The following is a 25,153-nucleotide window of genomic DNA, read 5'->3' as shown; positions in this document are numbered from 1 at the left end:
GTGTCAGCGCGGACGCGTCGGTGCTAGCGGGAATCGGACATCACCGTGTCAACAGCATCGGGCCCCGGGGTTTCGGTCCGCCTCCGCGTGCCGGTCCTTCCAGTACTGCCGCACGGTCGGCGGTTCCTGATCCGGATGGTGGCGGGCCAGATGGGCGACATAGCGGTCGTAATCGTGGTCGCCCATCACCGAGGTGATCCACCACCACAGCCCGCGCATCTAGTGCGCCGATCCGGGTCGACGGACGGTGCCGGCGTCGATCAGCTCGTCCCATTCGGCCTGGATCTTCTTCTCGGCCGGGGTGAGGACGAAACCGGTGGGACCGAAGATCTTCGACGGCACCTCGGGCTCCTCGTTGTCGGGCAGGGTGTCTCCTCGAACGGCCTTGATGCACACCCACACTCCGGCGAACACGACGACCAGGACGAGTACCGCGAAAATGATCGACAGCGTGCCCTGAATGAAGGTGTTGCGGATGACCGCGTCGATGGCCTCGGGTGTCCCGGCGGTGCGGAACTCGCTGAGGCCCTGAGCCTTGGCGTCGCGGAACTGCGAGTGCTGCGTCCAGTAACCGATGGCCGGGACCGAGGAGAAGATCTTCTGGTACGACGCCGTCATCGTCACGATGAGGTCCCAGGCCAGTGGAACTCCGGGGATCCACGCCCACTTGTAGAGACCTCGTTTGACGACGATGACGAGTACCACCGTCAGCGCGATGGCTGCCAGCAGCTGGTTGGCGATACCGAACAGTGGGAACAGGGTGTTGATGCCGCCCAAGGGATCGGTGACGCCCATGAGAAGGATTGCGCCCCAGGCTGCGACGACGATGATCGAGCAGATCCAGGCACCGGGACGCCACGACGGATCCTTGAACTTCTTGGCCGATGCACCGGGCAGGTTGCCGATGCTGTCGGAGAGCATGAAGCGTGCGACGCGGGTGCCTGCATCGACCGTGGTGAGGATGAACAGCGCCTCGAACATGATCGCGAAGTGGTACCAGAACGACTTGAGTCCCGCTCCGCCGAAGACCTGGCTCAGTACCTCGGACATGCCGAACGCGAGGGTCGGGGCACCGCCGGTGCGGGAGATGATCGACTCCTCGCCCACATCGGCTGCGGCCTGGCTCAATTCGGCCGGGGTGATGTCACCGCCGCTCAAGCCGAGTCCGTTGAGGTATGGCACTGCGGTCTCCGGAGTCCCGCCGGTGAGCGCAGTCGGTGCGTTGAGTGCGAAGTAGAGGTGCTGATCGAGAACGCAGGCGGTGATCAGAGCCATGATGGCGACGAACGATTCGGTCAGCATGCCTCCGTAACCGATCATCCGCATCTGCTTTTCCTTCTCGAGCAACTTCGGCGTGGTGCCCGAGGAGATCAGTGCGTGAAAGCCGGACAGGGCACCGCAAGCAATGGTGATGAACAGGAACGGGAACAGCGAGCCGGCGAACGCCGGGCCGTTGCCCTCGGTGGCGAAGGTGGTCATCGCGGGCATCTGGATCTCGGGACGGGCGATGAGAATTCCGACGGCCAGCAGTGCGATGGTGCCGACCTTCATGAACGTCGACAGGTAGTCACGTGGTGCGAGTAGCAGCCATACCGGCAGGATGCAGGCGAGCAGACCGTAGCCGATGAGCAGCCAGGCGACGGTCACCTTCGACAGCGTGAACCAGTTGTCGCCCCAGTCGGTTTCGGACACCCAGCCGCCGGCGATGATCGCGAACAACAGCAGGACGACGCCGATCAGCGAGACCTCGGTGACGGCACCCGGTCGCAGGAAGCGCAGGTAGACGCCCATGAACAGCGCGATCGGGATGGTGAGTGCGATGGAGAAGACGCCCCAGGGACTTTCGGCGAGGGCGTTGACGACGACCAGTGCGAGCACGGCGATCAGGATGATCATGATGGTGAACACGGCGATCAGGGCGGCGGTGCCGCCGACGACTCCGAGTTCGTCGCGGGCCATCTGACCGAGGCTGCGGCCGTGGCGGCGAGTGGAGATCCACAGCACCAGGAAGTCCTGCACCGCACCGGCGAACACGACGCCGATGATGATCCACATGGTGCCCGGGAGGTAGCCCATCTGAGCGGCGAGGACGGGTCCGACGAGCGGGCCCGCTCCGGCGATCGCGGCGAAGTGGTGGCCGAACAGCACCCGACGGTCCGTCGGCATGTAGTCCTTGCCGTTTTCCAGTATCTCGGCAGGAGTGGCGCGGTCGTCGCGGGGGAAGACGATCTTGCGTTCGATCAGCCTGGCGTAGAAGCGAAAAGCGAAGATGTACGTACACACCGCGGCGATGACGAACCAGACGGCGTTGGGGTTCTCCCCGCGCACGATCGCGATAATCGTCCACGCGACACCGCCGAGGAGGCCGATGGCGACGAGCATCAGACGCTTTGCCGTCGTCATCGGATGTGATTCGACGACTCCGACCGGTGGTAGGTCGGGGTCTGTCTTCAGCAGTTCGACGTGTGGATCGTCGGGCGCTTTCAGTGACATGTGGGGGATCTCCAAGCTCGCAGGTGTGACTGCGATCACCCTATGTGTGGCGCAGGTGCACGTCCTCGAATCGAGGCTTCGTGGTGCGCCCGGCGGTCGCTGGAGTGCGACGAGCGGCAACCGGGCCGGGCGACCGCCTGGTGCTAGCTGCCGAGGGCGTCGTCGACGGCCCGGGCGCTGAGTACCTGATCCAATACCAGTGCTGCGCTGCCGATGACTCCGGAGAGGTCGCCGTGGGTGGTCGACTGGATGGTGAGGGCCTTGGTGGCCAGGGCGGTGGCGTTTCCGTAGACGGTCTCGCGCAGTCCGGCGACGAAGATGTCGTAGGCGTTGGCCATGTCGCCGCCGATGATGAGCACCTCGGGGTTGAGCAGATTCACGGCCCCGGCGAGGGTTTCGCCGATGTGGCGTCCGCTGTCACGGATGAGTCTGCGTGCTTCGGGGTCGCCGCTCACCGCGAGGTCGACGACGCCGCGGATGTGGCCCACTTCTCGGCCCTGCTCGTTGAGTGCGCGCACCAGCGCCCAGCCGCCTGCGATGGCTTCGAGGCAACCGCTGTCGCCGCACCGGCATGCGACCCCGGCGGCGGCTGCAGTCTTGGTGTGGCCGAATTCGCCTGCCGCGCCCAGTGATCCACGTTGTAACGCGCCGCCCGCCACGATCCCGGCACCGAGGCCCGTCGAGGCCTTGACCAACAGGGCGTTCTGGAAGCGATCTCGGTTGTCCCGGCGTTCGGCCAGCACCATCGCGTTGGCGTCGTTGTCGAGAAACACCGGAGCCGACGTGGTGTCGGCGAAGAACGGGGCCAGCGGCACACCGTCCCAGCCGTGCATGATCGGCGAGTCCAGGCTGCACCCGCGTGCGGTGTCGGCGGTGCCGGGGATGGACAGGCCAACGCCGAGGATTCGATGTTCGGTTCGGTGCGACTCGTCGAGCAATGCTTGCAAGCGCTTGGTGATCTGCGGCATCAGCTCGTCCGGGCCGATGCCGATCTCCTGTTCGACGGTATCGCTCGCGAGAAACTCCCCGCCGAGAGTGAACACGCCCAATTGCGAGCGACTGCGGCCGATCGCGGCGGCGAGTACGACTCCCGCGTCGACGTCGAAGGACAGTCGCGCCGGGGGACGCCCTCCCGTCGAGTGGGTGTCCTCGGTTTCGATGATCAAGCCGAGGCCGGTGAGTGCGGCGACGCGGGAGGCGACTGCCGACCTGGAGAGTCCGGTGATCCGGCCCAACTCCGCGCGGGTATCGGCTTCTCCGTCGCGAACCAGAGCAAAGATCTCACCTGCAGTCGCAGGTGGAGCGCTCAGGCGCGGCATCGACATATACGCCATTCAACCAACTGGCAACTTTTACGGCAACACCCTAAGAATTGCTACTTAGAACTTTGAAAAACATAAGTTGGGTTGCCGATGTACTTAACTGGCTTTAGGCTCAGTCGTGAGAGACCGAACATCGGAGATACTCATGGACACACTTCACCCGGTTCTGCGTCAGGTAACCGACCGCATCGCAGACCGCAGCCAGTCCGATCGCACCAAATACCTCGCTCGCATCGCGGCAGCCGGAGACCGCGGCCCGGCCCGTGGCCGACTCGCCTGCGCCAACATCGCCCACGGCTTCGCAGCCTCAGGAACGGCCGACAAGAAGGCGCTCCGCGGCATGGTCAAGCCCAACATCGCGATCGTCTCCGCCTACAACGACATGCTCTCTGCGCACAAGCCGTTCGAGACCTACCCCGCTGTGCTCAAGAAATCCGTCATCGACGCCGGCGGCATCGCGCAGTTCGCCGGGGGCGTCCCCGCCATGTGCGACGGCATCACCCAGGGCCGCGACGGCATGCAACTGTCTCTGTTCAGTCGGGACATCATCGCGATGTCCACGGCAATTGCGCTGTCCCACGACATGTTCGACGCCACCCTCATGCTCGGCGTGTGCGACAAGATCGTTCCCGGAATGCTCATCGGCGCATTGAGTTTCGGACATCTCCCCGCGGTGTTCGTGCCCGCCGGTCCGATGACGTCCGGACTTCCCAACGGCGAGAAGGCGAAAGCCCGCCAGCTCTACGCCGAGGGCAAGGTGGGTCGAGAGGCACTGCTGGACGCCGAGGCCGCGTCGTATCACGGCAGTGGCACGTGCACGTTCTTCGGAACGGCCAACTCCAACCAGCTGCTCATGGAGGTCATGGGTCTGCATCTGCCCGGCTCGTCGTTCGTCAACCCCGGAACCGCGATGCGCGACGCATTGACCCGCGAAGCCGCCCATGTCGTCACCGGTCTGACGTCGTTGGGCGACAACTACACCCCGGTGGGGGAGGTCGTCGACGTCAAGTCCATCGTGAACGGCTGCGTCGCGTTGCTGGCCACCGGTGGTTCGACCAATCACACGATGCACCTCGTCGCCATCGCAAAGGCTGCGGGTATCACGCTGACGTGGCAGGACCTGTCCGATCTGTCGGCTGTGGTTCCGCTGATGGCCAGGATCTACCCCAACGGCAAAGCCGACGTCAACCACTTCCACGCCGCCGGCGGACTCGGGTTCGTCATCGGGTCTCTGCTCGACGCCGGGCTGATGCACGAGGATGTGAAAACCGTTGCCGGGCAGGGTCTGCGCCGCTACACGCAGGAGCCGAAGCTCGACGGCGACGGGGTGATGTGGCAGGACGGCACTCGAATGAGCCACGACGACACCGTGTTACGTGGTGCGAACGAGCCGTTCAGTGCCGACGGCGGACTGAAGATGCTGACCGGACCGATCGGAAAATGTGTCATCAAGACTTCTGCATTGGCTCCCGAACATCGGGTGGTCACCGGACCGGCGCGAGTGTTCGACGACCAAGCGGACTTCCTGGAGGCATTCGACGCAGGGCTTCTCGACGGCGACTTCGTTGCTGTGCTGCGTTATCAGGGCCCGCAGGCCAACGGCATGCCCGAGTTGCACAAGCTCACCCCGGCACTCGGAATCCTGCAGGACAAGGGGCGGTCCGTCGCGCTGATCACGGACGGCCGGATGTCCGGTGCCTCCGGAAAAGTCGCTGCAGCAATTCATCTCACGCCCGAGGCCGCGAGTGGGGGACCGATCGCGAAAATTCTCGACGGTGACATGATCACTCTCGACTCCCTCGACGGCACATTGTCGATCGACGTTCCGCTCGACGAGTTCGAGGCTCGACCGGTCACCGGTCGCGTGTTGGACGCCGACGAGTGGTCGAGCACCGGCCGTGATCTGTTCTCGGGGATGCGTGCGCTCGTCGGCCCGGCCGACGAGGGCGCGATGTTCGTGATGCGTTGAGCCCTGTAACTCCAGAAGAAGGTAAGAACGTGACTGTATCCCTGCTCGACCGCGTACCCGTGATTCCCGTCGTCGTCATCGACGATCTCGAGTACGCCGTTCCGATCGCCCGTGCCCTGGTGCAGGGCGGAGTGCCCGTGATCGAGCTGACCTTGCGGACTCCGGTGGCACTCGACGCCATCGAGCGCATCGCGGCGGAGGTCCCCGAGATCCTCGTCGGCGCAGGCACGATCATCACTCCCGGCCAGGCAAAGCAGGCCGCCGACGCGGGTGCTCAGTTCCTGGTCTCGCCCGGTTGCACGCCTTCCCTGACGAAGGCCATGCGCGACACCGGACTACCACATCTGCCCGGTGCCGCAACGGTGTCCGAGGTGCTCACCCTCCTCGAAGCCGGCTACACCGAACTCAAGTTCTTCCCGGCCGAGGCGTCGGGCGGCGCGAATTTCCTGAAGTCGATCCACTCGCCGATCCCGGCCGCACGCTTCTGCCCGACGGGTGGAATCTCCACCGCCAATGCATCGAGCTACCTGGCGCTTCCCAACGTCGGATGTGTTGGGGGATCGTGGCTCACTCCGGCCGCGGCTGTCGCAGAACAAGATTGGGATGCCATCGTCACTCTCGCGGCAGCCACGGCCGAACTGGTCTGAGCTACCGCACGAGCGTCAGGTGCGGGCCCGCGACCCACGCTGTCGCCTCGGCGGGGAGCCTGCCGTCCTCGAGTGGAACGGTCGAGACGAGGACGTCCCCACCGGGAAGCTCTACCGGCGAGGTGCCGAAGTTGGTCACGATGTGCCAGCCACCGGGTCGAACGAAGTGCAGGGCATCGTCCTGGGTCTCGATCCACTCGAGCGTTTCCGCGCCCTGCAGACGGCGGCGCAACGCGAGAGCGGCGCGGTACAAGCCGAGAGTCGAATCCGATTCGGACATCTGCGCATTCGCGGCATACTCGGCGAACCATTCGGGTTGCGGCAGGTGCGCATCGCCGGAACCGAATCCGAAGGACGGACCGTCGGACTGCCACGGCAACGGAACTCGGCAACCGTCGCGGCCGACCTCGCTACCGTTGCGGAAGAAGATCGGATCCTGACGATCGGCGTCGGGAATCTGGCCGACTTCGGGTAGACCGAGCTCTTCTCCCTGATACAGGTATGCCGAGCCGGGAAGGGCGAGCATCAGCAGGGTCGCGGCCTTCGCGCGGCGGAGGCCACGTTCTGCGTCGACCTCGGCCGGATCGCCGCCACCGAACAGCCAATCGATACCGTCGGTGCCCTTGTTGTTTCCGTGCTGGTCCTTGCCGCCCGTGCCCTTGGGCAGGCCGTATCTTGTGGCGTGGCGGACCACATCGTGGTTGGAGAAAACCCAGGTCGACGACGCACCGGACTGCGCTGCGTACTCCAGGTTGGTCTCGATGATCCGGCGGAACTGGTCGGCGTCGAAATCCGCCTTGAGGAGATCGAAATTGAACGCCTGCCCGAGCCCCGTCGGCGACGCGTACCTGGTCACTCGATGGGGTGGTACCCATACCTCCGCGACTGCCATGCGGGGCGGGGTGTACTCGTCGAACACCGTTCGCCATGCGGCATAGACGGAATGGACGTCGTCGCGGTCCCACAGGGGATGGTCGCTGCGGGTGAAGACCTCGTCGGGATCGGTGGTCCAGTTGCCGTGCACAGCCGCATTCATGTCTTTCTTGAGGGCGTGCGCCACATCGACGCGAAAGCCGTCGACACCTCGGTCGGACCAGAATCGCAGGGTCGTCAGGAAGTCCTCGTTGACTTCGGGGTGGTCCCAGTTCAGGTCCGGCTGCTCCGGGGCGAACAGGTGCAGGTACCACTGGCCGGGCGTTCCGTCCGGCTCGATGATGCGCTCCCAAGCGCTGCCGCCGAACATCGACGTCCAGTCGGTGGGCGGGAGTTCACCGTTCTCGCCGCGACCGTCGTGAAAGATGTAGCGTGCACGGGCCTTCGAATCACGCGGTGATGCGAGTGCCTCCTCGAACCAGGCGTGCCGATTCGAGGTGTGGTTGGGGACGATATCGACGATGATCCTGATTCCAGCGTCGTGTAGACCCGCGACCAGTTCGTCGAACTCGTCGAGCGTGCCGATGGTGGGATCGACGTTGCGATAGTCGTCCACGTCGTATCCCCCGTCGGCCAGCGCCGACGGGTAGAAGGGACTCAGCCACACCGCGTCGATCCCGAGATCGCTCAGGTACGCAACCTTGTTCGTGATGCCGCGGAGATCGCCGATCCCGTCGCCGTTGGAATCGGCGAAGCTGCGCGGGTAGATCTGGTAGACCGCTGCCTGACGCCACCAGTCGGCATCGATGTCGCTCGTCGAGACGGGCTGAACTGAATTCTGGATGTCGGTCATCATATTCTTTCTGGGAGTGCAGCTTTCGATGGTCGTGAGGTCAGCCCTTGACGGCACCGGATATCATCGCTTTCACGAAGTGGCGTTGGAAGATGAGGAACACCACGATGGTGGGAGCCATGATGAGCAACGAGCCGGCGTTGAGCAGAACCACATCGGTGGAGTACTGACCCACGAAGTTCTGCAGCGCCCCCGCCATCGTTCGTTTGGCCGGGTCGTCGATCAAGACGATGGCCTGGAGAAACGTGTTCCACGTCCACAGGAACAGCAGCAGGCACATCGACGCCAGGGCCGGTACTGCCAGGGGAATCTGTATGTATCGGAATGCTTTCCATGCACCCGCGCCGTCGAGTGATGCTGCTTCGGTGAGTTCCTTGGGCATCGACAGGAAGTGCGCGCGCATCCAGAAGACGGCGAAGGGCATGAACGTTCCGATGAGTACGAGGATCAGCCCCAATCGGGTGTTGAGCAAGTTCATCTCGCGCAGCTGGTAGTAGAGCGGAACGATCGTCGCTTCCCTCGGGAGCGTCAGGCCCAGGAGGAGAAGCAGGAACACCGCTGTACCGCCGGGGACTTTCAGCTGACCGAGTCCGTAGCCGGCCATCGCGGCGAACAGGGCCGCGACCGGTACCACCCCCGCGACCAGGATGATGCTCGAGATCAACAGTGGTGTCACCTCGGCTACCCGCCATGCGTCGACGAAGTTGTGCCACTGGGGGTCCGACGGCCAGGACAGGCCGAGCGGAACGGTGCCCTGCGGTTGCAACGCGGCCGAGAGCATGCTCAGCAGCGGCAGGATCGAGAAGATCATCGTGCCGATCAGCAGTACCAGGCCTGGAACCCGTTGACGTACGGAGGTTTTCATGGTCACTTCTCCCTGAAGATGCGCTGGAGGGGCACGATGACCACCAGGATCAACGCGGTGAGGACGACGGCGAGTGCGCTGGCGAGCCCGACCCGGGATTCGGTGAATCCGAGTTGGTAGATCTGCACGCCGGGGACGGTGGTGGAGTATCCAGGACCGCCCTGGGTGGACATGAACACTATGTCGAAGCTGGCGAGGGCGGCGATGACGGTGACGGTGACGCACACACCGATTTCTGCTCGCAGTGCTGGGACGGTGACGTAGCGAAAGGTGTGGAAGAAGCCGGCACCGTCGATGCGGGCGGCCTCGTAGATCGAAGTGTCGATCTTTCCGATGCCGGAGATCAGCAGGATGGTGCAGAAGCCCAATCCGAGCCAGGTGCCGATGATTCCGACGGCGGGCAGTGCCCAGTCGAAGTCGCCGAGCCACGACCGAGTGATGCTCTCCAGGCCGATCGCCGAGAGCGCCTGGTTGACGGTTCCGTTGCTGGAGAACATCCACACCCAGGCCACTGCGGCTGCTGCGCCGGGAATGATCTGCGGCAGGAACAGCAACGTACGGGCAGCAGTTCCGAGGCCGCGTATTCGGATCTCCTGCAACAGAGCAGCGACGAGAAGGCCGCCGATGACCGGGAAGACGGTGAAGAACAGGATGAGGAAGAACGCGTGGCCGATCGACGACAGCAGCTGCGGGTCGGTGAGCACGCGGCCGTAATTGTCGAGCCCCACCCAGCTGCCGACCGAAATGCCGTCCCAGTTGTAGAAGGAATACCAGATGGTCGTCAACAGGGGCCGTAGAACGAACACGCCGTAGACCAACGCTGCGGGGAGGACGAACAGCCAGCCGGTGAGGGCGCGTCGTGCGCGGGTGATTCGTTCCACTCGCCCGGCTGGGTGTCTCGGCATCGTTGCGGCCGTGGAGGACTGGGTTCGGTGCGTGGTGGCGGTCATTTCAGAAGGTCCTGCTCGTAGGCGGATTGAATGGCGTTCATCATCTCGGCGGGCGTGGTCCTGTCCGCGACGAGCATCTGGACCTGCGGCAGCCATGTTCCGGTCATGCCGTTGGTGGCGTTCTGCACGAACTGAACCTGGCCGTTGCCGTCGACGAGTCGCCCGAAGGCGTCCTGGACGTCCGCGCCCACGGATCCGGGCTCGGTGGCGGGCACGTCGCCGGTGCCGGACGGTGCGAACCCGGCATCGACGGCAACCTGCCGACCGGCGTCCGAGCGAAGGAAGTCGAGAAACGCAGCGGCGGCGTTCTTGTTGTCGGAACCGGATGGGATCGCGAAATTCGAGACCGGATCCGACATCGCCAGCACGCTTCCGTCTCGTGTGGGTGGCAGCATGAAGCCGACGTTGTCGCCCAACTTGGTCTGCAGCGTCGAGGAGTCCCAGTTTCCCGACGCGTAGAAGAGTCCCTCGCCCTCGGCGAATCTGCCTGCGGCAGTGGTGGCGTCGGTGCCGTTGGTGTCCTCGGGGTAGTAGCCCTGCTGCGCCCACTCGGCGACCACCGATGCTGCGTCCACTGCGGTCGGAGTGTCCAGGGTTACACCCGGAGCGTTGAAGACCCAGTCGTTCATGGCATCTCGCCCCAGGTAGGTGTTGAGCATCATCTGGACGGCGAAGGTGACCTGAGCGTTCTTGTTGCCGGCCATGATGGGGAGGATTCCTGCGGCTTTCGCGGATGCGAGCGCAGTCTCGAATTCCGCAAGAGTGGATGGTGGTTCGGTCATACCGATCTCGCGGGCGAGTGCCTTGTTGTAGTACAGACCGGTGACGGTGAATCCGCTGGCCATCGTGTACTGCTGCCCGCTGCCTCGGACGCCGTTCTCGTCGACGCGATACATGGCCAGTTGGCCCGCGGGCAGATCGTTCCATCCGTAGGCCTCGGCCCACGGGTCGAGCACGGTCAGCTGGTTGTTGTTCACCGCAGCCGGCAGTGCGATGATCCGCGCGATGTCGGGCGGATCCGCGGAGCTGATCACGCGGGGTGCGTTGACTGCCTGAACGTCGTCCGGGTCGTAGCGGGCGGTGATGGTCACGTTCGGGTGGAGTTCGGTGAACGCTGTGATCAGGGCTTCGTCGATCGCCTTCAGGCCTGCACCGTCGTAGAGGGTCAGCTCGATCGGCTCGGTGCCGAGATCGGTACTGACCTCGACGGGAGCCGCGGGAGAGCTGGTGGTGTTACCACTGCCGGGCGGTGCGCAGGCCGCCGCGGTGGGGAGAAGTGCGGCGCAGGCGGCGACCGCGAGGCGTCGCATCCACCTCGATCCAGCTGTGTGATGTGAATTCATCGTACCTCCGCAGTGAGATGCGCATCACAGTTCGGAAGCGCTTCCGGAGCATATGTCGGAAGCGCTTCCGAAATCAAGTGGTTGGGGTTACGCTCGCCTCGTGACCGACCAACGTGGATCCCTGAGCTTGAGCGATATCGCTCGTGAAGCCGGCGTTTCCCTCACCACCGCCTCACGCGCCCTGAACAATTCCTACGGCGTATCGGCGGCGACGAGAGACAAAGTTCTTGCTACCGCCCGACGCCTCGACTACGTGGTGTCGCCGGACGCGGTACGCCTGGCGAGTGGGAGCCGAACGCAGCGAGTGGCGTTGGTCGTTCCGCACGTCGAACGCTGGTTCTTCGGTGAGATGGTCAATGGAATCGAGACGGTGCTCGCCGCGGCCAACGTCGACCTGCTGCTCTATCAGGTCGGGGGACCCGAGGATCGCCAGGACTTCTTCAGTAGGTTGCCCGCGCGTCGAAAAGTCGATGCCGTTGTGGTGGTTGCCTTTCCGGTCGATCGCGTCGAGCAGGAGAGGCTCGAGCTGATGGGCGTCGGGATCGTCGCGGCAGGTGGGCAGAGTGCCGCGTATCCGTACGTCTGCATCGACGACTATCAGGCCGGTCGAATGGCCGTCGACCACCTCGTCGAGCTCGGCCACCGACGCATCGCGATGATCGCCGCACACGATCCCGACCAGCCGGGGTGGCCGATGCGATCGGGGCGCTCGGAGGGCTACGTCGACGCACTGGCCGCCGCCGGTGTCGCCGTGGACAATTCGCTCATCCGTGATGTGGACTGGGGTGGACTCAACGCCGCGGCTGCAATGGACGATATCTTCGACGCTGCCCATGGCGATCCGCCGACCGCAGTCTTTGCACACAGCGACGAACTCGCACTCGGGGTCATGCGAACTCTGCGTCGACGCGGTATGCGGTTCCCGGAGGATATTTCGATCGTCGGGATCGACGATCATCCCGTCGCCGCGCTGACTGACCTGACCACCGTCCGCCAATCCGTACGCGAGCAAGGCGAAATCGCCGCTCGCCTCATTCTCGACGTGTTGAACCCCGTCGCAGGCGAGGGCGCACCCCGCGCCGTCACCGCACCGATCACCTTGACCGTTCGAGCCAGCACCGGACCGGTGCCCAACCGAACGCGGCCGCCGGCGCAGGCCACCCGAGACCACTAGGAGAGACCCCGCGCTCACCCCTGTTCGGCCCACTCGGATCGTCCGGCACGTTCCTGCCGGTGGAGGGATTTCAATCTCATGGCAACAATCTCGTACGACCGCGCAACCAGGCTTTTCCCCGGATCCAGTACGCCGGCAGTCGACGCGCTCGACCTGCAGATCGAGGACGGCGAGTTCCTCGTCCTCGTCGGCCCGTCCGGCTGCGGTAAGTCCACCTCGCTGCGCATGCTCGCCGGTCTCGAGGAGGTCGACGGCGGCCGCATCATGATCGGCGGCACCGACGTCACGCACTCCGAGCCCAAGGATCGCGACATCGCGATGGTCTTTCAGAACTACGCGCTGTACCCGCACATGAGCGTCGCCGAGAACATGGGCTTCGCACTCAAACTCGCCGGCACCGACAAGTCCGAGATCCGCACACGCGTCGGGGAGGCCGCCGACATGCTCGACCTCGGTGACTACCTCGACCGCAAACCCAAGGCGCTCTCCGGTGGGCAGCGCCAGCGAGTTGCCATGGGGCGAGCCATCGTTCGTCAGCCACAGGTGTTCCTCATGGACGAGCCGTTGTCGAACCTCGACGCGAAACTGCGAGTGCAGACCCGCACCCAGATCGCTCAGCTGCAACGCCGGCTCGGAACCACCACCGTCTACGTCACCCACGATCAGGTCGAGGACATGACGATGGGCGACCGGGTGGCGGTGCTGAAATCCGGTGTTCTGCAGCAGTGCGCGTCTCCTCGCGAGCTCTACCGAAGCCCCGTGAACGTGTTCGTTGCCGGGTTCATGGGCTCACCGTCGATGAATCTGTTCACCGTGCCCATCGCCGACGGCGGCGTGCAGATCGGCGAGCAACTGGTTCCCGTTTCTCGCGACGTGCTCACGGCCGCGAGAGGGCGTGAAGTGGTGTTCGGAATTCGACCCGAGCACGTCCAGATCGCGGATTCGGGCGGTCTGGAACTGACCATCGACGTGGTCGAGGAACTCGGATCCGAGGCATTCGTGTTCGGCAACACCACCATCAACGGTCAGGTTCAGCATCTGGTCGCCCGCGTCGACTGGCGCAACCCTCCAGAGAAGGGGCAGGTCGTCCACGTTCGTATCGACGAGGCACATGCCCACATCTTCGCCACCACCCCCGGCGGAGAACGCCTGACGTAGGGACCGATGGAACCAGACGTGACGATGCGGCGTCCTACTGGTTGTCCGTCATCGAACAATCGGGGGGAAATTCTCATGACAGGTCCGTACGAGCAACCGTTTTCAGCTGTACAACCGTTTCCGCCTGCGCGGACGCCCACCCTGCCGTCGTCGAATGCCGGGTGGGCCGTCGTGGCCATCATCTTCTTCTGGCCGCTGGCCATTCCGGCGTTCAATCACGCACTGAAGGTGCACCCGCTGTGGATGATGGGAGATGTTCAGGGAGCGCAGCATTCGTCGAATCGTGCCGGGTTCTTCGGGAAGCTGTCGCTGATCATCTTCGGTGCCTTCATCGTTCTCTACCTCGCGTTCATCGGCTTGGTCGTCTCGACCATGTGACGGATCACCGCTCACCCGCGGGTGATCGAGATGCCGCCGTCGACGTAGAGCGTCGTTCCGTGGACCATTGCGGCGTTGTCCGAGACCAGGAACAGAACGCCGTCGGCGATGTCCTGCGGAGAGAGCACCGCGCCTGCCGGTGTGCCGGCCGTCATGGCGTCGAGTACCTGACGCGCATCCTCGTTGCCCGGGGTCAGGGTGGCCCCGGGCGCGAGGGAGTTCACCCGCACGCCGCGCGGGCCGAACTCGGCTGCCCAACTGCGGGTCAGTTGCTCGTCGGCCGCTTTGGTGGCGGAGTACATCGCGGCGAATGGGCTGCCCATCGTGGCCATCCACGACCCGATGTTCACGATGACTCCGCTACCGCGCTCGGCCATGGCGGGAGCGAGCGCGCCGACGAGCACGTGTGGAGCTCGGACGTTGACGGCAAGCATCGCGTCGAGCTGATCATCGGGCAGGTCCGCGGTGGCGGTGGCCGGATAGATGCCAGCGTTGTTGACAAGAATGTCGACGCGGCCGCCGAGAGCGTCGGTGCTGCGGGCGGCGAACTCGCGGAGCTCCTGATAGCTGCCCGAGAGATCGACGTCGACGAAGGTCGCAGTGCCGCCTGTCTCGGAAATGCGGAGAGCCAGGGCCTTGCCGCGCTCGGCGTCGCGGCCGCTGACGACCACCGATGCCCCCTCGGCGGCGAGGGTGAGCGCGATGGCAGCACCGATCCCACTGGTCGATCCGGTGACAACGGCGGTGCGTCCGAGCAGCTGCGAAGAAGTAGAAGAAGTCATGACGCCATGTCTACGGTCGGTCGAGGCAGCGAACCAGGCGTCGTTCTGCCTAGGTCTGTCATGACCAGGTTGGCAATCGCCCATGTGGCTACTGTGGAATTCGTGAACAGAGACAGGTCCGCCCTTAGCGCATTTCTGCGTGATCGGCGCGACCGCATGACCCCGATCGAGGCCGGGCTTCGTACGTATCCCGGTGCTCGACGGGTGCCTGGGCTTCGGCGAGAAGAGCTGGCATCGCTGGCCGGAGTGAGTCCGGACTACTACAGCAAACTCGAACAGGGTCGCCAGGCCAACGTGTCGAACGAGGTGCTGCTGGCGATCGCCGGTGCGTTGAAGCTCGATGAGGTCGAGTGTGCACATCTACTCGATCTCGCGTCCCCGGCTGTGCCCACCGAGGATGTTGCGCAGCTCCCGAATTCAGGGCTGCTCCAGGTGATGAAGGCACTCGATCACGTTCCGGTGTTGCTACTCGGGCGTAGCGGGGTCATCCTGGCCGGCAACTCGCTGGTTCGATCGGTACTGAGTCTGCAACCGTCTGCTGAAAACTCGCTGTTCCACTACCTGTTTCGCAATCCCATCGCCCGCGAGCGAATCGTCAATTGGTCGCAGTTCGCGGCGGCCTCGGTCGCGGCGCTGCGTCGCGATCTCGCTCGTCGACCGGGAGACCCGACCTTGGTCGCGTTGATCGACGAATTGCGTTCGTCCGAGCCTTGTTTCGAGCAATGGTGGAGCGATCACGAGGTCGCCGAATTCGCAGGTGCAACCAAGATCATTCAGCACCCGGCGGCAGGCACTCTGCAGTTCGGGATCGAATTTCTGACGTCGCCGAGCGAGCCGGATCAAAGTCTGGTCGTCTACACGGTCGAGGAAGGGTCGAGTACGGCGAAAGTCCTGCCGATCCTGGCGAGCTGGGACCCGAGTTCGGCGATCACCTCGTGACCGGTGAACTCGGTCGGATCAACCGGCTCCAGCGGCCCACGGCCCAGACGCTGGCCGGGCACTGTCCGAGCTGGTGGTGTCGTCAAAGTAGACTCCATAGACCGTGAGCCTCACCCTCGGAATCGTCGGACTGCCCAACGTCGGCAAGTCCACCCTCTTCAATGCACTGACCAACAACGATGTGCTGGCCGCGAACTATCCGTTCGCCACCATCGAGCCCAACGTGGGTGTGGTCGCGCTGCCGGATCCCCGGCTCGAGAAGCTGGCCGAGGTGTTCGGTTCGGAGAAGCTCGTGCCTGCGCTGGTGTCGTTCGTCGACATCGCCGGCATCGTCAAGGGTGCGTCCGAGGGCGCAGGCCTGGGCAACAAGTTCCTCGCCAACATCCGTGAGGCCGACGCCATCTGCCAGGTCGTTCGTGTCTTCGCCGACGACGACGTGGTGCACGTCGACGGTCGCGTCGACCCGACCGCCGATATCGAGGTCATCGAAACCGAACTCGCGATCGCCGATCTGCAGACTCTCGAGAAGGCCATCCCGCGCCTCGAGAAAGAGGTGCGGATCAAGAAGGATCGCAAGCCCGCGCTCGACGCGGCGCTGGCAGCACAGGCTGTGCTGAACGACGGCAAGACGTTGTTCTCGGCGAAGGCGAAGCTGGACTTCGAGCTGCTCGGTGAATTCCAGCTGCTCACCACCAAGCCGTTCCTGTACGTGTTCAACGCAGACGAGTCGGTGCTGACGGACGACGCGAAGATCGGCGAACTCGCTCGCCTCGTCGCTCCCGCCGATGCGGTGTTCCTCGACGCGAAGATCGAGTCGGAATTGCTCGAGCTGGACAAGGAATCGGCAGCGGAACTGCTCGAATCCGTTGGACAGACCGAGCCCGGTCTCGACGCTCTCGCTCGCGCCGGCTTCCACACTCTTGGCTTGCAGACCTACCTCACCGCAGGCCCGAAAGAAGCCCGCGCGTGGACGATTCACCGGGGAGACACCGCCCCGCAGGCAGCAGGCGTCATTCACACCGACTTCGAGCGCGGCTTCATCAAGGCAGAAATCGTTTCGTTCGACGACCTCGTTGCCGCAGGTTCTATGGCCTCGGCCAAGGCTGCCGGCAAGGTACGCATCGAGGGCAAGGACTACATCATGTCCGACGGCGATGTGGTGGAGTTCCGCTTCAACGTCTAGCCTGACCCGCGACGTCAGTAGGTCACCCGGGCATGTCGCTTGTGGGCCGCCCACTGGCAGCTCGCGGCCTCGGTAGGTGCTGAACTACTCCAATCGTGCGGCATAAAACAATCCGAATCCCGGATTTTTCACAAAATGCCGACGGTTTGTCCGATTTTCGCCCTTCCTCCGTGCAAGACTGCCTCGACAACAGCGGTCGCAGAGCGCCGCGGGCAGTGGGGGTTCTATGTTCGGCGTGCGGCCGGTTCTGGTGATGATCGCAGTTCTGCTCACCGTCGTAGCGGGCGTGCCCGCCGCTGCTCAAGACATCGACACCGAAAGTCCTGCACCGAGCCAGCCGGCGCGGATCGAGAACCGAATCGATACCGGCCCGACGCTGACGTGGCTGTCGGTGTACTCGCCGAGCATGGATCGGACCATCGAGGTGCAGGTTCTCACCCCCGCGGAACGTAAAGGCCCGCGCCCGACGCTGTACATGCTCAGCGGATCCGGTGAGAACGAACCGTCGAGCAGCATCTGGCTTCGCAAGGGCAACGCGGCGGAGTTCTTCCGTGACAAGAACGTCAACGTGGTTCTCCCGCTTGCCGGTCCAGCGAGCTTCTACACCGACTGGGAGAACGACGACCCCCGCCTCGGCCGCTACCGCTTCGAAACCTTCCTGACGCAGGAGCTTCCGCCGTTGATCGACGCGGAGTTCGAGGGCAACGGCAGTGACGGTGTGGCTGGCCTGTCGATGGGCGCTCAGTCGGCGATGATGCTGGCCGCCCGGAATCCGGACAAGTACTCGGCCGTCGCGGCGTACAGCGGGTGCTTTCTGTCCGAGGGCATACTCGGGCAAACCGTCATGAGAAGCATCGTCGCCGGGTACGGCGGCAACGCGAACAACATGCTCGGTGGGCCCTTCAACGCGGGCTGGGCCGCACACGACCTACTGGTGAACGCGGAAGCGCTGCGCGGAATGTCCATCTACCTCTTTTCTGCCAGCGGCCTCCCCGGTCCGCACGAGCGGTACGAGACGCTCGAAGACCTCGACACGCTGGTGATCGGCGGGGCGATCGAAGTAGGCACCGACTTCTGCACACGACTGTTGCGCGACAGGCTCGTCGAGCTGAACATCCCGGCCACGTTCGATCTGGGCAGCCCGGGTACGCATTCGTGGCCGTACTGGGCGGACCAGCTTGCGAAGAGCTGGCCGACGCTGGCCGCGGGGCTCGAGCCGTGACGTCTGATCGACGAATGTGCAGAATCCGAGGCGCAGTACGACCGAGTGTCAGTTATTCTTACCGCGGTGGTAGGCGCCACCGACTGCGCTTCCACGTGGCAACCACGTGAATCATCGAGGAGAGGCCTGACCAGCTCAGGACATGTCCGGATGGGGTGCGGCGCAGAAATGCGCCATCTTCATTCCGCCGATGCTCGACATCGGTTGACGAAAGGACATGACATGTCGTCGAAGGACGAAAAGAACCTGGCTCAGGTGATCGAGAAGATCTCGAAGATGGACGAACCGCGGCGTTCGGTCATGAAGCAGGTGCACGAGATCATCGTGTCCGCCGCCCCCATGTTGAAGCCGAGGATCTGGTACGGAATGCCCGCCTATGCGACGTCGGCGAGCACGCCGGCGCTTGTGACGCTGCGCAACGACGATCGATTGAATCTGGCCATCACCGAGAAGGCGGCCTTCCGCGCTGCCGGTGGCGTTGACGGGGAGTTGATGCCGGCGGCATGGTTTTTCGAGACCGTGGACGAGGCGACTGCGCAGCGTATCGCCGGGATTGTCCGTTCGGTGGTCGACTGAAACGCGTTCGGTCGACCATAGGTCCCGGCGGGACAACGAGGCTCGAAGAAACTACCGCCAGGACGGAAGCTCCAGCAGGACCGCGGCGTGCATGGCCATTCGCGCTAGAATTCTGTACATGACGACCCTGCCGCTTGCCGAAGTTCGGGCGAACCTGTCGAAACTCGTAGATGAAGCCGTCCGTACTCATCAGCGCATCGAGGTCACCCGGCAGGGTCGTCGTGCGGTGGTCCTGCTCAGCGCGGACGACTACGACTCGATCATGGAGACGCTCGAAATCCTCGGTGATCAGTCGTTGATGGCAGAAATCAGGGACGCCGAGGCGGCGGAGGATCGAGGCGAGGTCTACTCCCTCGACGACGTCACTGCCGAGATGCGTGAGCGTGGTCGGCTTCCGAAGTGAGCTATGCGATCGAACTGACCGCCGCGGCTCGCACGGCGCTCACCGACCAGCTACCCGAATCGATCGCCGTCGCCTGCTGGGAGTTCATCCGTGGCCCGCTGGCGGAGAATCCGTATCAAGTAGGCAAGCCACTGAGAGATCGACTGGGAGGTAAGTTCTCGGCCCGCCGCGGTGAGTTTCGCGTCGTGTACCAAATCTACGAAGACCGAGTTGTGGTGCGAGTGGTCGCAATTGCTCACCGTCGGGACGTCTATCGGTAGCTTCACCTGTGAGCGTGGTCGTCAGTGCCCGGATGCGATCTCGGCTACGCTCCGATCAGACGATAGGAGAACGTAGATGGGTCTGCAGGAACTCGAAGCATTGGTGCATCGAACGGCCACTGCTGGAGAACCTTTCGAGCGTGGAGCCGATGAGGCGGAGCAGACGTATCTGTCCTCGCTTGCGGCCCGGCCGAGTACCGAGCTGATCTGCGAGGTCGGGTTCAATGCCGGCTTCTCGAGTTGGGCGTTCCTGGAAGCGTCTCCCGACGTGACTGTCGTGTCCTTCGACTTGGCCGCGTATGAATACAGTGCCGCTGCGAAAGCCCATATCGACGAACACTTTCCGGGCCGCCACACCTTGATTCCGGGTGACTCGCACACCACCATCGCGGCCTATGCGAAGGAACACCCGGACGTGCGATTCGACGTCATCTTCGTCGACGGTGACCATTCGGTGGAGGGTGCCCGCGCAGACCTCGACGATCTGCGTGCGCTCGCTACTGCAGACACGGTAGTCATCATGGACGACATCACGCCGTGGCTCTGGTTCGGCGAAGGCCCGACTCAGGCCTGGCGGGAAGCCGTCGACTCAGGTCGAATTCTGCACACGCAGTACTTCCGCGACGGTGAACCTGTCGACGAGGTGACCCCGCCGGCAGCCCGTGCCTGGGCCGAGGGACGCTACCGTCTCTGAATACCGACCTCACGGTGGCGGGATGAGGCGATGTGTGCAGGTTGTGACTGTTCCATCACAGCAGCGCTATCGCATCGACTCGGCGCGAGCCACCGCGTCCGAAACCAGTTGAGCGGCCTCATCGACATTCGACGCGAAGCGTACGTTATCGAACCGGTGCAGATATGCGTCATAAATTCCGGAGACTTTTTGGTTGGCGTTGTCCATCGCAACTACCTGCTTTCCCATCATCGCTGCCAGAACAGCAGCATGAAGGCGGTCGGTCAGCACTACCGATCCGAAGTTGAGAATGCGTTGTGCAACTGAAAGATTGAGTCTGATCAGTCGGCCGTAGGACTGGACGAGGGCAGGGTAGAGGATTTTCGTGGACTTCGGAAAGTTGGACACAATCCTGGTGGGCAAGGTAATCGCATGGGAGCGAACCGAAACCATTCTCTGCTGGCCCCAGTCGAATTTCGCCGACGAGTGCTCGAGGTGGACCGACCCGTGGTCCAGTCGTTCGGAGTCCTCTCTGAAAAGTTTCACCACGTCAACTTTCGAGCCAGAAGGACTGCGCGCGATAGATGCTCCGAAGGCGAGGTCTGGGCAGTACTCGATTCGATTCTCGGGGAATGCAGAGAGGGCGATTTCGTACGAACGACGTTCACGTAGCAGCAACGTCAGATCAGGGTGTTGTCCGTAGACCTCGGCGGTGGCCTTCAGTGCGTCCGACCGTGCGTAGTCGATTCCCTGAGGTAGAGCGACTATCCGATTGGCTGTGAACCGCGAGACTATACGTTCACGGAATTCTTGATGGAGGGGCCAGCGATCGCCGAAATTTCCCCCTCCGTGTAGGAAAATCGTTCGGTCGCCGATTCTTTTGCGGAGCATCTTGTCGCTGTGCGCAAAGATATCCGACAAGTAATCGACTCGCACCTGCAGATCACCGAAATAGCGCCGCTCACCTGCATATATGAGAGAGTCGCCAGCATTTTCATGGATTGGGAAATCCAATAACGCGATGCGATCGCCGGTGTGGATATGGTTGTGAAGAACTGCACGTGTGTCGTCGCGGATCGAGTTGAGGGCGTGCTGTGTCATGACGACCTGTTCCGAGTCGGAGAAAGACGGATTTGCCTCGAAGTGCTGTATTCGGAGCCAACGGCGTCCTTCGGTTGCAGCAAGAATCGAACGCGTGTCGATAGGGCGCCCCACTGCAGGCCGATGTTATGAGCCCACAATCCACGGGGTTGTGGGCTGAGCAGATTCGGTAGCCAGGGATTTCGAAGGATCGCGAGGAAGAAGATCGTGGCCAGTATTGCCGGAATCTGCGTCAAACAAGATGGGTTTGGGCAACCCATGTGTTCGTGCTTACGAACGACTTGGCAAGACGTTCTGCCGTAATTTATTCCTTGCCGGAATGAGGCGTGCATCGTGGGACGTAGCCGATACGCCACAACTGCATCAGGCACGTGTCCCAACGTCAGACCGGCCTCCTGTATCCGCCAGGAGTAGTCCACGTCCTCGCCCCCGCCGATCAACTCCTCGTCGTAATATCCGATCTTGTTCACCACCGTGCGCCATAGGGCAAAGTTGTTCCCCTGTGCGTAGGGAAGGTAGAAGGTCTCGAAGCGCTTCTCTGGAGGCGGCATCCGACGCCACGTCGCCACCTCGGTCGAATTCAGCGTGGTCAATTCGATCGACCCGCCTACTGCATCGAACTTCTCGGCCGCATGAGTAATCGCGCTCAACCAATGGGGATCGGCAACGTCGTCGTGATCGAGGACTGCCAAGAGATCGCCGCGAGCGGCGTCGATGCCGACGTTTCGTGCATGAGCCGCACCCCGGATGCCAGATGAGTCGACCCAGCGGAAGGGGAAGGAAGGAGTCAAGGCTTCGAGGTATCCACGAGTGCCGTCGCTGGAGCCGTTGTCGCTCACGATCACCTCGAACTCGCCTTTGTAGTCCTGGGCGGCGAGAGCTTGGAGCTGCCAGTCCAGATGGGGCAACCCATTGTGTACGGCAATGATGACGGAAACAAGACCGTTCGGCATAGTTTGTGACTTTACCTGACCTTTGGGCTCAGGCCTTGTCGAGCCTCAGCATCACCTGGTTCGTGAATGATCAGTTTCTCAACTTCTTCTCCAACGGCGTCGGGAACGACGGGACCACCGCGGTACCGTCGAGCAGGGTGGTGAGACGTTCGGCCTCCGCTGCAACGGCTTTCGACACCGTCGAGCCGACGTCTTCGAGCAATTCGGTGGCCACCTCGCCGGAGCCGGTGACAGCCCAACCGCCGACGATGCGACCGTCGGACCAGATGGTCGGGCCGATGTTGCCGAAGGTGTCGAACAGTGGTGCCTTGTGTTCACCGAGATACCAGGTTCGGTGTTTCCAGCCCATCGGCGTGGGATCGAGTGCCGGCAGCAGCATGACACTGGTGCCGGCGGGCTTGTCGAAGGTTTTGCCGGGCAACATGATTCCGTCGCCTTCGGTGAGTTCGACGGCCACGGTGTCGAGGCCCGAGACCGCGCCGCGAGTCTGTGTCTTGTTCCAACCCGTCCACCACTGCAGGTCGTCCAGGGTTGCTGGTCCGAACACCTCCAGCCAGCGTCGAGCCAGGTCCGCCCTGGCCTCGGTCTCGTCCAGGAGGGCAATCCCGTCCGGCCACCAGTGGTCGATCGGTGCCCACGCGTGGCGTCGAGAAGTCCACGCGCCCCGAGGTTCGACGCGCACCAATCTGCCCTCGGCGGCCATCATCACCAATACCTCGGAAGTGACGTATCGCTTGACGTCGTACACCTTGTCGGTGGTCGGCAGATACGCCGTCTTCAGTCCGGGAACTGCAGCGGACAGCTCCGCTCCGGTCGCAGTTCCCATCGCACGCAGCGCGCCCTCGGTCTCTTTTTCCGTTGCGGCAAGCCAGGATTCGACGTTGTCGATGATCGGCTCGGTGGGCAGCGTCGAGACTTGTTTGACCAAGCGTGCCCGCATCGTGCGCGCAACCCCGAGACTTGCGGCGGCATGAATCATCGGGACGTCCTCGTGTGCGACGACGAACATCGTGCGCCGCATCGCCATCAGGCGGACCAGGCTCCGGCGTTCGTACATCGCATCACGAACATCGGACAGTCCCAGCGATCGAGCACGTGCCAACACCGAGAGGTACACCGTCGCCGGGTCGGTGGCATGCAATGCGAGCAGTGACGACACCACCGCTTCGGTGGTCGAGGCGCGGGCGAAGTGCTGCGCGACGAGCCGGTGTCGCCGCTGAGCGTCGGTGATCTTCACGCGCTCAGTGTGACGGCTATCGGGGCGTAGGACCGACGAAACCGGTGAGAAGAGCATCGGCCGATGTTGTTCATGCCGTGTGCGCGGGCGTCGGCGGCGGCACCGACGTGGTCGTACTCGACCAGCTCGAAAGACGAAGTCCAGCTGCCCACGTCGTGATCGTCGAGTACGGCGTAACGCGCATGCGGCGACCCGGATTCCATGACGTGCGGGTAGGGCTGATCGTCGTCGTACGCGGGGGTGCCGACGCTGCCCGGGTTGACCACGAGTGTGCCGCTGGGGAGAGTCCACTGTCGCTGTAGGTGGGTATGCCCGCAGGCGATGACGGATCGGTCCGTGAAACCTGCTGCTCGTTGGAGGATTTCGGCCTCGGTTGCCTCGCGCGAGCCGTTGGCGTCCACCGAGTGCAGGAAATATTGCTGATCGTCGCTGGGAGTTCCGTGCACTGCCAGGATTCCGTGGCCCAGTTCGAGTGAGAAGGGCAGCGAGTCCAGCCACTGTCGATGCTCGTCGTCGAGTCGATCGTGAGCGTGCCGATCCCAACTACCCATGGACTCGGGGTCCTGCTCGAGCAGATAGCGATCGTGGTTGCCGGCGATAGTAGGGAAGTCCAGCGCCATCAGCCGGTCCGCAGTCCGACGGGGATGCAGTCCGCCGGACAGCAGATCGCCGAGGTTCACCACCGAGTGCACGCTCTGCTGTTCGATGTCGTCGAGAACGGCGTCGAGCGCCGCGATGTTGCCGTGAATATCGGCTATGAGAGCTACTCGCACGTCCACAGGATCGCAGCGTGGACATAGGACTGCAACACAAGGGCTCCCGGCGAGAGCCTCGCACCGACGGTGTCTCCGAACGGCTATCACTTTCGCGCGATCGAGATGCGACCGCGCCGCGAGATTCCGCTGTGGCAGCGGGTTGATGTCATCACTGGGTCACTGCGCCAGGAGCTCATTCCGGCGTCCACAGCGTGGAACGCTTCGCTGGAACGCGGCGGCTATCGATCCGATGATCGCCATAGGAAGAGCAAAGACGAGCAAGCTCGAGTAGGAGTCGTGGGTCACGAACGCGATCCCGGCCATGAACAGAACAACGAGGGCGGCGACGGCGATCCAGGAGAACCGCTTGTGCAGTGCTATCGCTGCCATTGCAGGTGGCGTGGCGAGGAACAGCCCTACGCCAATCAGGGGCCATACCCCCAGCACATCGACGGCACGGTCGCTGCACTGATAGGAACTGCTCTCGCCGATCTTGGAGCACGCCATCGATACGTCGAACATGGTCAACGACGCCGCGTTCCACGCAGTGAAGGCCACCGCGGTAACGGCCAACGCCCACCACACCGTTCGCACCATGCCCGCAGCCTAACCGTGTGGTCCGACCGAACTAGGCCCTCGTCCCTGGCGTATCACTGCTCGGCCTGCGAGACTGCGCTGACAGGAACCGGACGACAGGGGTGACGGATACGTGGTGCTTGCGTTGTGTGCCATCACGTTCGCTGTTCTGCTTCACGTCGTGGCAGCTCGAATCGCCGCTCGTGAGAACTACGGCCGTAGGTTGCCAGCCGTGAACGGCTCGTATCCGGTCAGACCCGCCCGACGTGTCCGCGGTGCCCAGACTGCCGGATGGTTGCTGAGTATCTACGGTGCGCTCCAGCTCGGCAACTATTTCTGGCTGAGCGAGCCGTGGTTGGCAATCGGTCTCATGGTTGCCGTAATTCTTCTGGTCAACGGCCTACCGAGTCTGCTGGTGACGGTGCTGCACAACGGCAATCTATCGACGCAACCGTAGGACCTGAACAA

Annotated in this window: 26 protein-coding genes; 13 read left to right on the top strand and 13 right to left on the bottom strand. The window is 63.4% G+C overall.

The features are described from left to right. Positions 1-48: 48 nt before the first annotated feature. The 3 genes from MTX34_RS18570 to MTX34_RS18560 form a co-directional block, all read right to left on the bottom strand. Entirely contained in the window at positions 49-219 is a 171-nt protein-coding gene (locus MTX34_RS18570) for a YbdD/YjiX family protein (RefSeq protein ID WP_094641195.1), read from the bottom strand. Next, a complete protein-coding gene (locus MTX34_RS18565; RefSeq protein WP_243610344.1) occupies positions 220-2,493 on the bottom strand; it encodes a carbon starvation CstA family protein in 2,274 nt (757 codons plus the stop codon). A gap of 143 nt (positions 2,494-2,636) precedes the next feature. Further along, a complete protein-coding gene (locus MTX34_RS18560) occupies positions 2,637-3,818 on the bottom strand; it encodes an ROK family transcriptional regulator (protein WP_243595985.1) in 1,182 nt (393 codons plus the stop codon). Between the two features lie 142 nt (positions 3,819-3,960). Here MTX34_RS18560 and edd point away from each other — a divergent pair, with 142 nt between their 5' ends. Further along, entirely contained in the window at positions 3,961-5,784 is a 1,824-nt protein-coding gene (gene edd, locus MTX34_RS18555) for a phosphogluconate dehydratase (RefSeq protein ID WP_243610343.1), read from the top strand. A 29-nt stretch (positions 5,785-5,813) separates the two neighbouring features. Continuing rightward, the gene (gene eda, locus MTX34_RS18550) at positions 5,814-6,431 is read left to right on the top strand and encodes a bifunctional 4-hydroxy-2-oxoglutarate aldolase/2-dehydro-3-deoxy-phosphogluconate aldolase (RefSeq protein ID WP_243610342.1); all 618 of its coding nucleotides are present in this window, start codon (positions 5,814-5,816) and stop codon (positions 6,429-6,431) included. A gap of 1 nt (position 6,432) precedes the next feature. On the opposite strand, the gene MTX34_RS18545 is transcribed toward eda, so the two are convergent. From MTX34_RS18545 to MTX34_RS18530, 4 genes are read right to left on the bottom strand one after another with little or no spacing between them, the layout of a single operon-like run. Further along, positions 6,433-8,157, bottom strand: coding sequence for a glycoside hydrolase family 13 protein (locus MTX34_RS18545; protein ID WP_374639985.1), 1,725 nt, complete (start codon positions 8,155-8,157; stop codon positions 6,433-6,435). A 40-nt stretch (positions 8,158-8,197) separates the two neighbouring features. Next, positions 8,198-9,022 (bottom strand): carbohydrate ABC transporter permease, encoded by an 825-nt coding sequence (locus MTX34_RS18540; RefSeq protein ID WP_243595981.1) that lies wholly within the window; start codon positions 9,020-9,022, stop codon positions 8,198-8,200. 2 nt (positions 9,023-9,024) lie between these two features. Continuing rightward, positions 9,025-9,972 carry a carbohydrate ABC transporter permease gene (locus MTX34_RS18535; protein WP_243610340.1) on the bottom strand — a complete coding sequence of 316 codons (948 nt, stop codon included), beginning with the start codon at positions 9,970-9,972 and terminating at the stop codon, positions 9,025-9,027. Beyond that, positions 9,969-11,315, bottom strand: coding sequence for an ABC transporter substrate-binding protein (locus MTX34_RS18530; RefSeq protein WP_243610339.1), 1,347 nt, complete (start codon positions 11,313-11,315; stop codon positions 9,969-9,971). The genes MTX34_RS18535 and MTX34_RS18530 overlap by 4 nt, the downstream gene beginning before the upstream one ends. A gap of 100 nt (positions 11,316-11,415) precedes the next feature. On the opposite strand from MTX34_RS18530, the gene MTX34_RS18525 reads away from it, so the two are divergent. The 3 genes from MTX34_RS18525 to MTX34_RS18515 all read left to right on the top strand — a co-directional run bounded on the left by MTX34_RS18525 (position 11,416) and on the right by MTX34_RS18515 (position 14,025). Then, positions 11,416-12,489, top strand: coding sequence for a LacI family DNA-binding transcriptional regulator (locus MTX34_RS18525; RefSeq protein WP_243610338.1), 1,074 nt, complete (start codon positions 11,416-11,418; stop codon positions 12,487-12,489). Between the two features lie 78 nt (positions 12,490-12,567). Then, positions 12,568-13,647, top strand: coding sequence for an ABC transporter ATP-binding protein (locus MTX34_RS18520; RefSeq protein WP_243610337.1), 1,080 nt, complete (start codon positions 12,568-12,570; stop codon positions 13,645-13,647). A 75-nt stretch (positions 13,648-13,722) separates the two neighbouring features. Beyond that, the gene (locus tag MTX34_RS18515) at positions 13,723-14,025 is read left to right on the top strand and encodes a CD225/dispanin family protein (RefSeq protein ID WP_243610336.1); all 303 of its coding nucleotides are present in this window, start codon (positions 13,723-13,725) and stop codon (positions 14,023-14,025) included. Positions 14,026-14,036: 11 nt separating this feature from the next. Here MTX34_RS18515 and MTX34_RS18510 read toward each other — a convergent pair whose 3' ends face one another. Beyond that, a complete protein-coding gene (locus MTX34_RS18510) occupies positions 14,037-14,807 on the bottom strand; it encodes an SDR family NAD(P)-dependent oxidoreductase (RefSeq protein ID WP_243610335.1) in 771 nt (256 codons plus the stop codon). Between the two features lie 102 nt (positions 14,808-14,909). On the opposite strand from MTX34_RS18510, the gene MTX34_RS18505 reads away from it, so the two are divergent. The 7 genes from MTX34_RS18505 to MTX34_RS18475 all read left to right on the top strand — a co-directional run bounded on the left by MTX34_RS18505 (position 14,910) and on the right by MTX34_RS18475 (position 20,084). After that, on the top strand, positions 14,910-15,746 hold the full coding sequence (locus tag MTX34_RS18505) for a helix-turn-helix domain-containing protein (RefSeq protein WP_243610334.1): 837 nt from the start codon (positions 14,910-14,912) through the stop codon (positions 15,744-15,746). Positions 15,747-15,849: 103 nt separating this feature from the next. Continuing rightward, positions 15,850-16,929, top strand: a complete 1,080-nt coding sequence (ychF, locus tag MTX34_RS18500; protein ID WP_032380545.1) for a redox-regulated ATPase YchF — start codon at positions 15,850-15,852, stop codon at positions 16,927-16,929. Between the two features lie 226 nt (positions 16,930-17,155). Continuing rightward, positions 17,156-18,151 carry an alpha/beta hydrolase family protein gene (locus MTX34_RS18495; protein WP_243610333.1) on the top strand — a complete coding sequence of 332 codons (996 nt, stop codon included), beginning with the start codon at positions 17,156-17,158 and terminating at the stop codon, positions 18,149-18,151. A gap of 255 nt (positions 18,152-18,406) precedes the next feature. Continuing rightward, a complete protein-coding gene (locus MTX34_RS18490) occupies positions 18,407-18,727 on the top strand; it encodes a DUF1801 domain-containing protein (protein WP_243610332.1) in 321 nt (106 codons plus the stop codon). A gap of 118 nt (positions 18,728-18,845) precedes the next feature. Beyond that, entirely contained in the window at positions 18,846-19,130 is a 285-nt protein-coding gene (locus MTX34_RS18485; protein WP_243610331.1) for a type II toxin-antitoxin system Phd/YefM family antitoxin, read from the top strand. Beyond that, a complete protein-coding gene (locus MTX34_RS18480) occupies positions 19,127-19,390 on the top strand; it encodes a type II toxin-antitoxin system RelE/ParE family toxin (RefSeq protein WP_308198551.1) in 264 nt (87 codons plus the stop codon). Before MTX34_RS18485 ends, MTX34_RS18480 begins: the two co-directional genes overlap by 4 nt. A 76-nt stretch (positions 19,391-19,466) precedes the next feature. Beyond that, a complete protein-coding gene (locus MTX34_RS18475; protein ID WP_243610330.1) occupies positions 19,467-20,084 on the top strand; it encodes a class I SAM-dependent methyltransferase in 618 nt (205 codons plus the stop codon). Between the two features lie 66 nt (positions 20,085-20,150). Here MTX34_RS18475 and MTX34_RS18470 read toward each other — a convergent pair whose 3' ends face one another. The 5 genes from MTX34_RS18470 to MTX34_RS18450 form a co-directional block, all read right to left on the bottom strand. Continuing rightward, a complete protein-coding gene (locus tag MTX34_RS18470; protein WP_243610329.1) occupies positions 20,151-21,164 on the bottom strand; it encodes a polysaccharide pyruvyl transferase family protein in 1,014 nt (337 codons plus the stop codon). Then, on the bottom strand, positions 21,161-22,117 hold the full coding sequence (locus MTX34_RS18465; protein WP_243610328.1) for a glycosyltransferase family 2 protein: 957 nt from the start codon (positions 22,115-22,117) through the stop codon (positions 21,161-21,163). The genes MTX34_RS18470 and MTX34_RS18465 overlap by 4 nt, the downstream gene beginning before the upstream one ends. A 70-nt stretch (positions 22,118-22,187) precedes the next feature. After that, positions 22,188-23,354, bottom strand: coding sequence for a winged helix DNA-binding domain-containing protein (locus MTX34_RS18460; RefSeq protein WP_243610327.1), 1,167 nt, complete (start codon positions 23,352-23,354; stop codon positions 22,188-22,190). After that, positions 23,351-24,127, bottom strand: a complete 777-nt coding sequence (locus tag MTX34_RS18455) for a metallophosphoesterase (RefSeq protein ID WP_243610326.1) — start codon at positions 24,125-24,127, stop codon at positions 23,351-23,353. The genes MTX34_RS18460 and MTX34_RS18455 overlap by 4 nt, the downstream gene beginning before the upstream one ends. 159 nt (positions 24,128-24,286) lie before the next feature. Further along, complete coding sequence (locus MTX34_RS18450; protein ID WP_243610325.1) at positions 24,287-24,706, bottom strand: ABC transporter permease; 420 nt, start codon at positions 24,704-24,706, stop codon at positions 24,287-24,289. Between the two features lie 160 nt (positions 24,707-24,866). Between MTX34_RS18450 and MTX34_RS18445 the strand changes: the two genes are divergently transcribed. Continuing rightward, positions 24,867-25,142 carry a hypothetical protein gene (locus tag MTX34_RS18445; RefSeq protein ID WP_243610324.1) on the top strand — a complete coding sequence of 92 codons (276 nt, stop codon included), beginning with the start codon at positions 24,867-24,869 and terminating at the stop codon, positions 25,140-25,142. Positions 25,143-25,153 lie beyond the last annotated feature (11 nt).

Source organism: Rhodococcus sp. ARC_M5, from assembly GCF_022810405.1.
GTDB classification, from domain to species: Bacteria; Actinomycetota; Actinomycetes; order Mycobacteriales; family Mycobacteriaceae; genus Rhodococcoides; species Rhodococcoides navarretei.
The sequence above is the reverse complement of the archived record's forward strand: the minus strand, read 5'-3'. Positions and strand labels throughout refer to the sequence as shown.

Bases quoted from the DNA above. Each gene is read 5' to 3' on its own strand.
- MTX34_RS18570 (WP_094641195.1), bottom strand. From the start codon at position 219: ATGCGCGGGCTGTGGTGGTGGATCACCTCGGTGATGGGCGACCACGAT.
- MTX34_RS18565 (WP_243610344.1), bottom strand. From the start codon at position 2,493: ATGTCACTGAAAGCGCCCGACGATCCACACGTCGAACTGCTGAAGACA.
- MTX34_RS18560 (WP_243595985.1), bottom strand. From the start codon at position 3,818: ATGTCGATGCCGCGCCTGAGCGCTCCACCTGCGACTGCAGGTGAGATC.
- edd (WP_243610343.1), top strand. From the start codon at position 3,961: ATGGACACACTTCACCCGGTTCTGCGTCAGGTAACCGACCGCATCGCA.
- MTX34_RS18545 (WP_374639985.1), bottom strand. From the start codon at position 8,157: ATGACCGACATCCAGAATTCAGTTCAGCCCGTCTCGACGAGCGACATC.
- MTX34_RS18540 (WP_243595981.1), bottom strand. From the start codon at position 9,022: ATGAAAACCTCCGTACGTCAACGGGTTCCAGGCCTGGTACTGCTGATC.
- MTX34_RS18535 (WP_243610340.1), bottom strand. From the start codon at position 9,972: ATGACCGCCACCACGCACCGAACCCAGTCCTCCACGGCCGCAACGATG.
- MTX34_RS18530 (WP_243610339.1), bottom strand. From the start codon at position 11,315: ATGAATTCACATCACACAGCTGGATCGAGGTGGATGCGACGCCTCGCG.
- MTX34_RS18520 (WP_243610337.1), top strand. From the start codon at position 12,568: ATGGCAACAATCTCGTACGACCGCGCAACCAGGCTTTTCCCCGGATCC.
- MTX34_RS18515 (WP_243610336.1), top strand. From the start codon at position 13,723: ATGACAGGTCCGTACGAGCAACCGTTTTCAGCTGTACAACCGTTTCCG.
- MTX34_RS18510 (WP_243610335.1), bottom strand. From the start codon at position 14,807: ATGACTTCTTCTACTTCTTCGCAGCTGCTCGGACGCACCGCCGTTGTC.
- MTX34_RS18495 (WP_243610333.1), top strand. From the start codon at position 17,156: ATGTTCGGCGTGCGGCCGGTTCTGGTGATGATCGCAGTTCTGCTCACC.
- MTX34_RS18485 (WP_243610331.1), top strand. From the start codon at position 18,846: ATGACGACCCTGCCGCTTGCCGAAGTTCGGGCGAACCTGTCGAAACTC.
- MTX34_RS18475 (WP_243610330.1), top strand. From the start codon at position 19,467: ATGGGTCTGCAGGAACTCGAAGCATTGGTGCATCGAACGGCCACTGCT.
- MTX34_RS18470 (WP_243610329.1), bottom strand. From the start codon at position 21,164: ATGACACAGCACGCCCTCAACTCGATCCGCGACGACACACGTGCAGTT.
- MTX34_RS18465 (WP_243610328.1), bottom strand. From the start codon at position 22,117: ATGCCGAACGGTCTTGTTTCCGTCATCATTGCCGTACACAATGGGTTG.
- MTX34_RS18450 (WP_243610325.1), bottom strand. From the start codon at position 24,706: ATGGTGCGAACGGTGTGGTGGGCGTTGGCCGTTACCGCGGTGGCCTTC.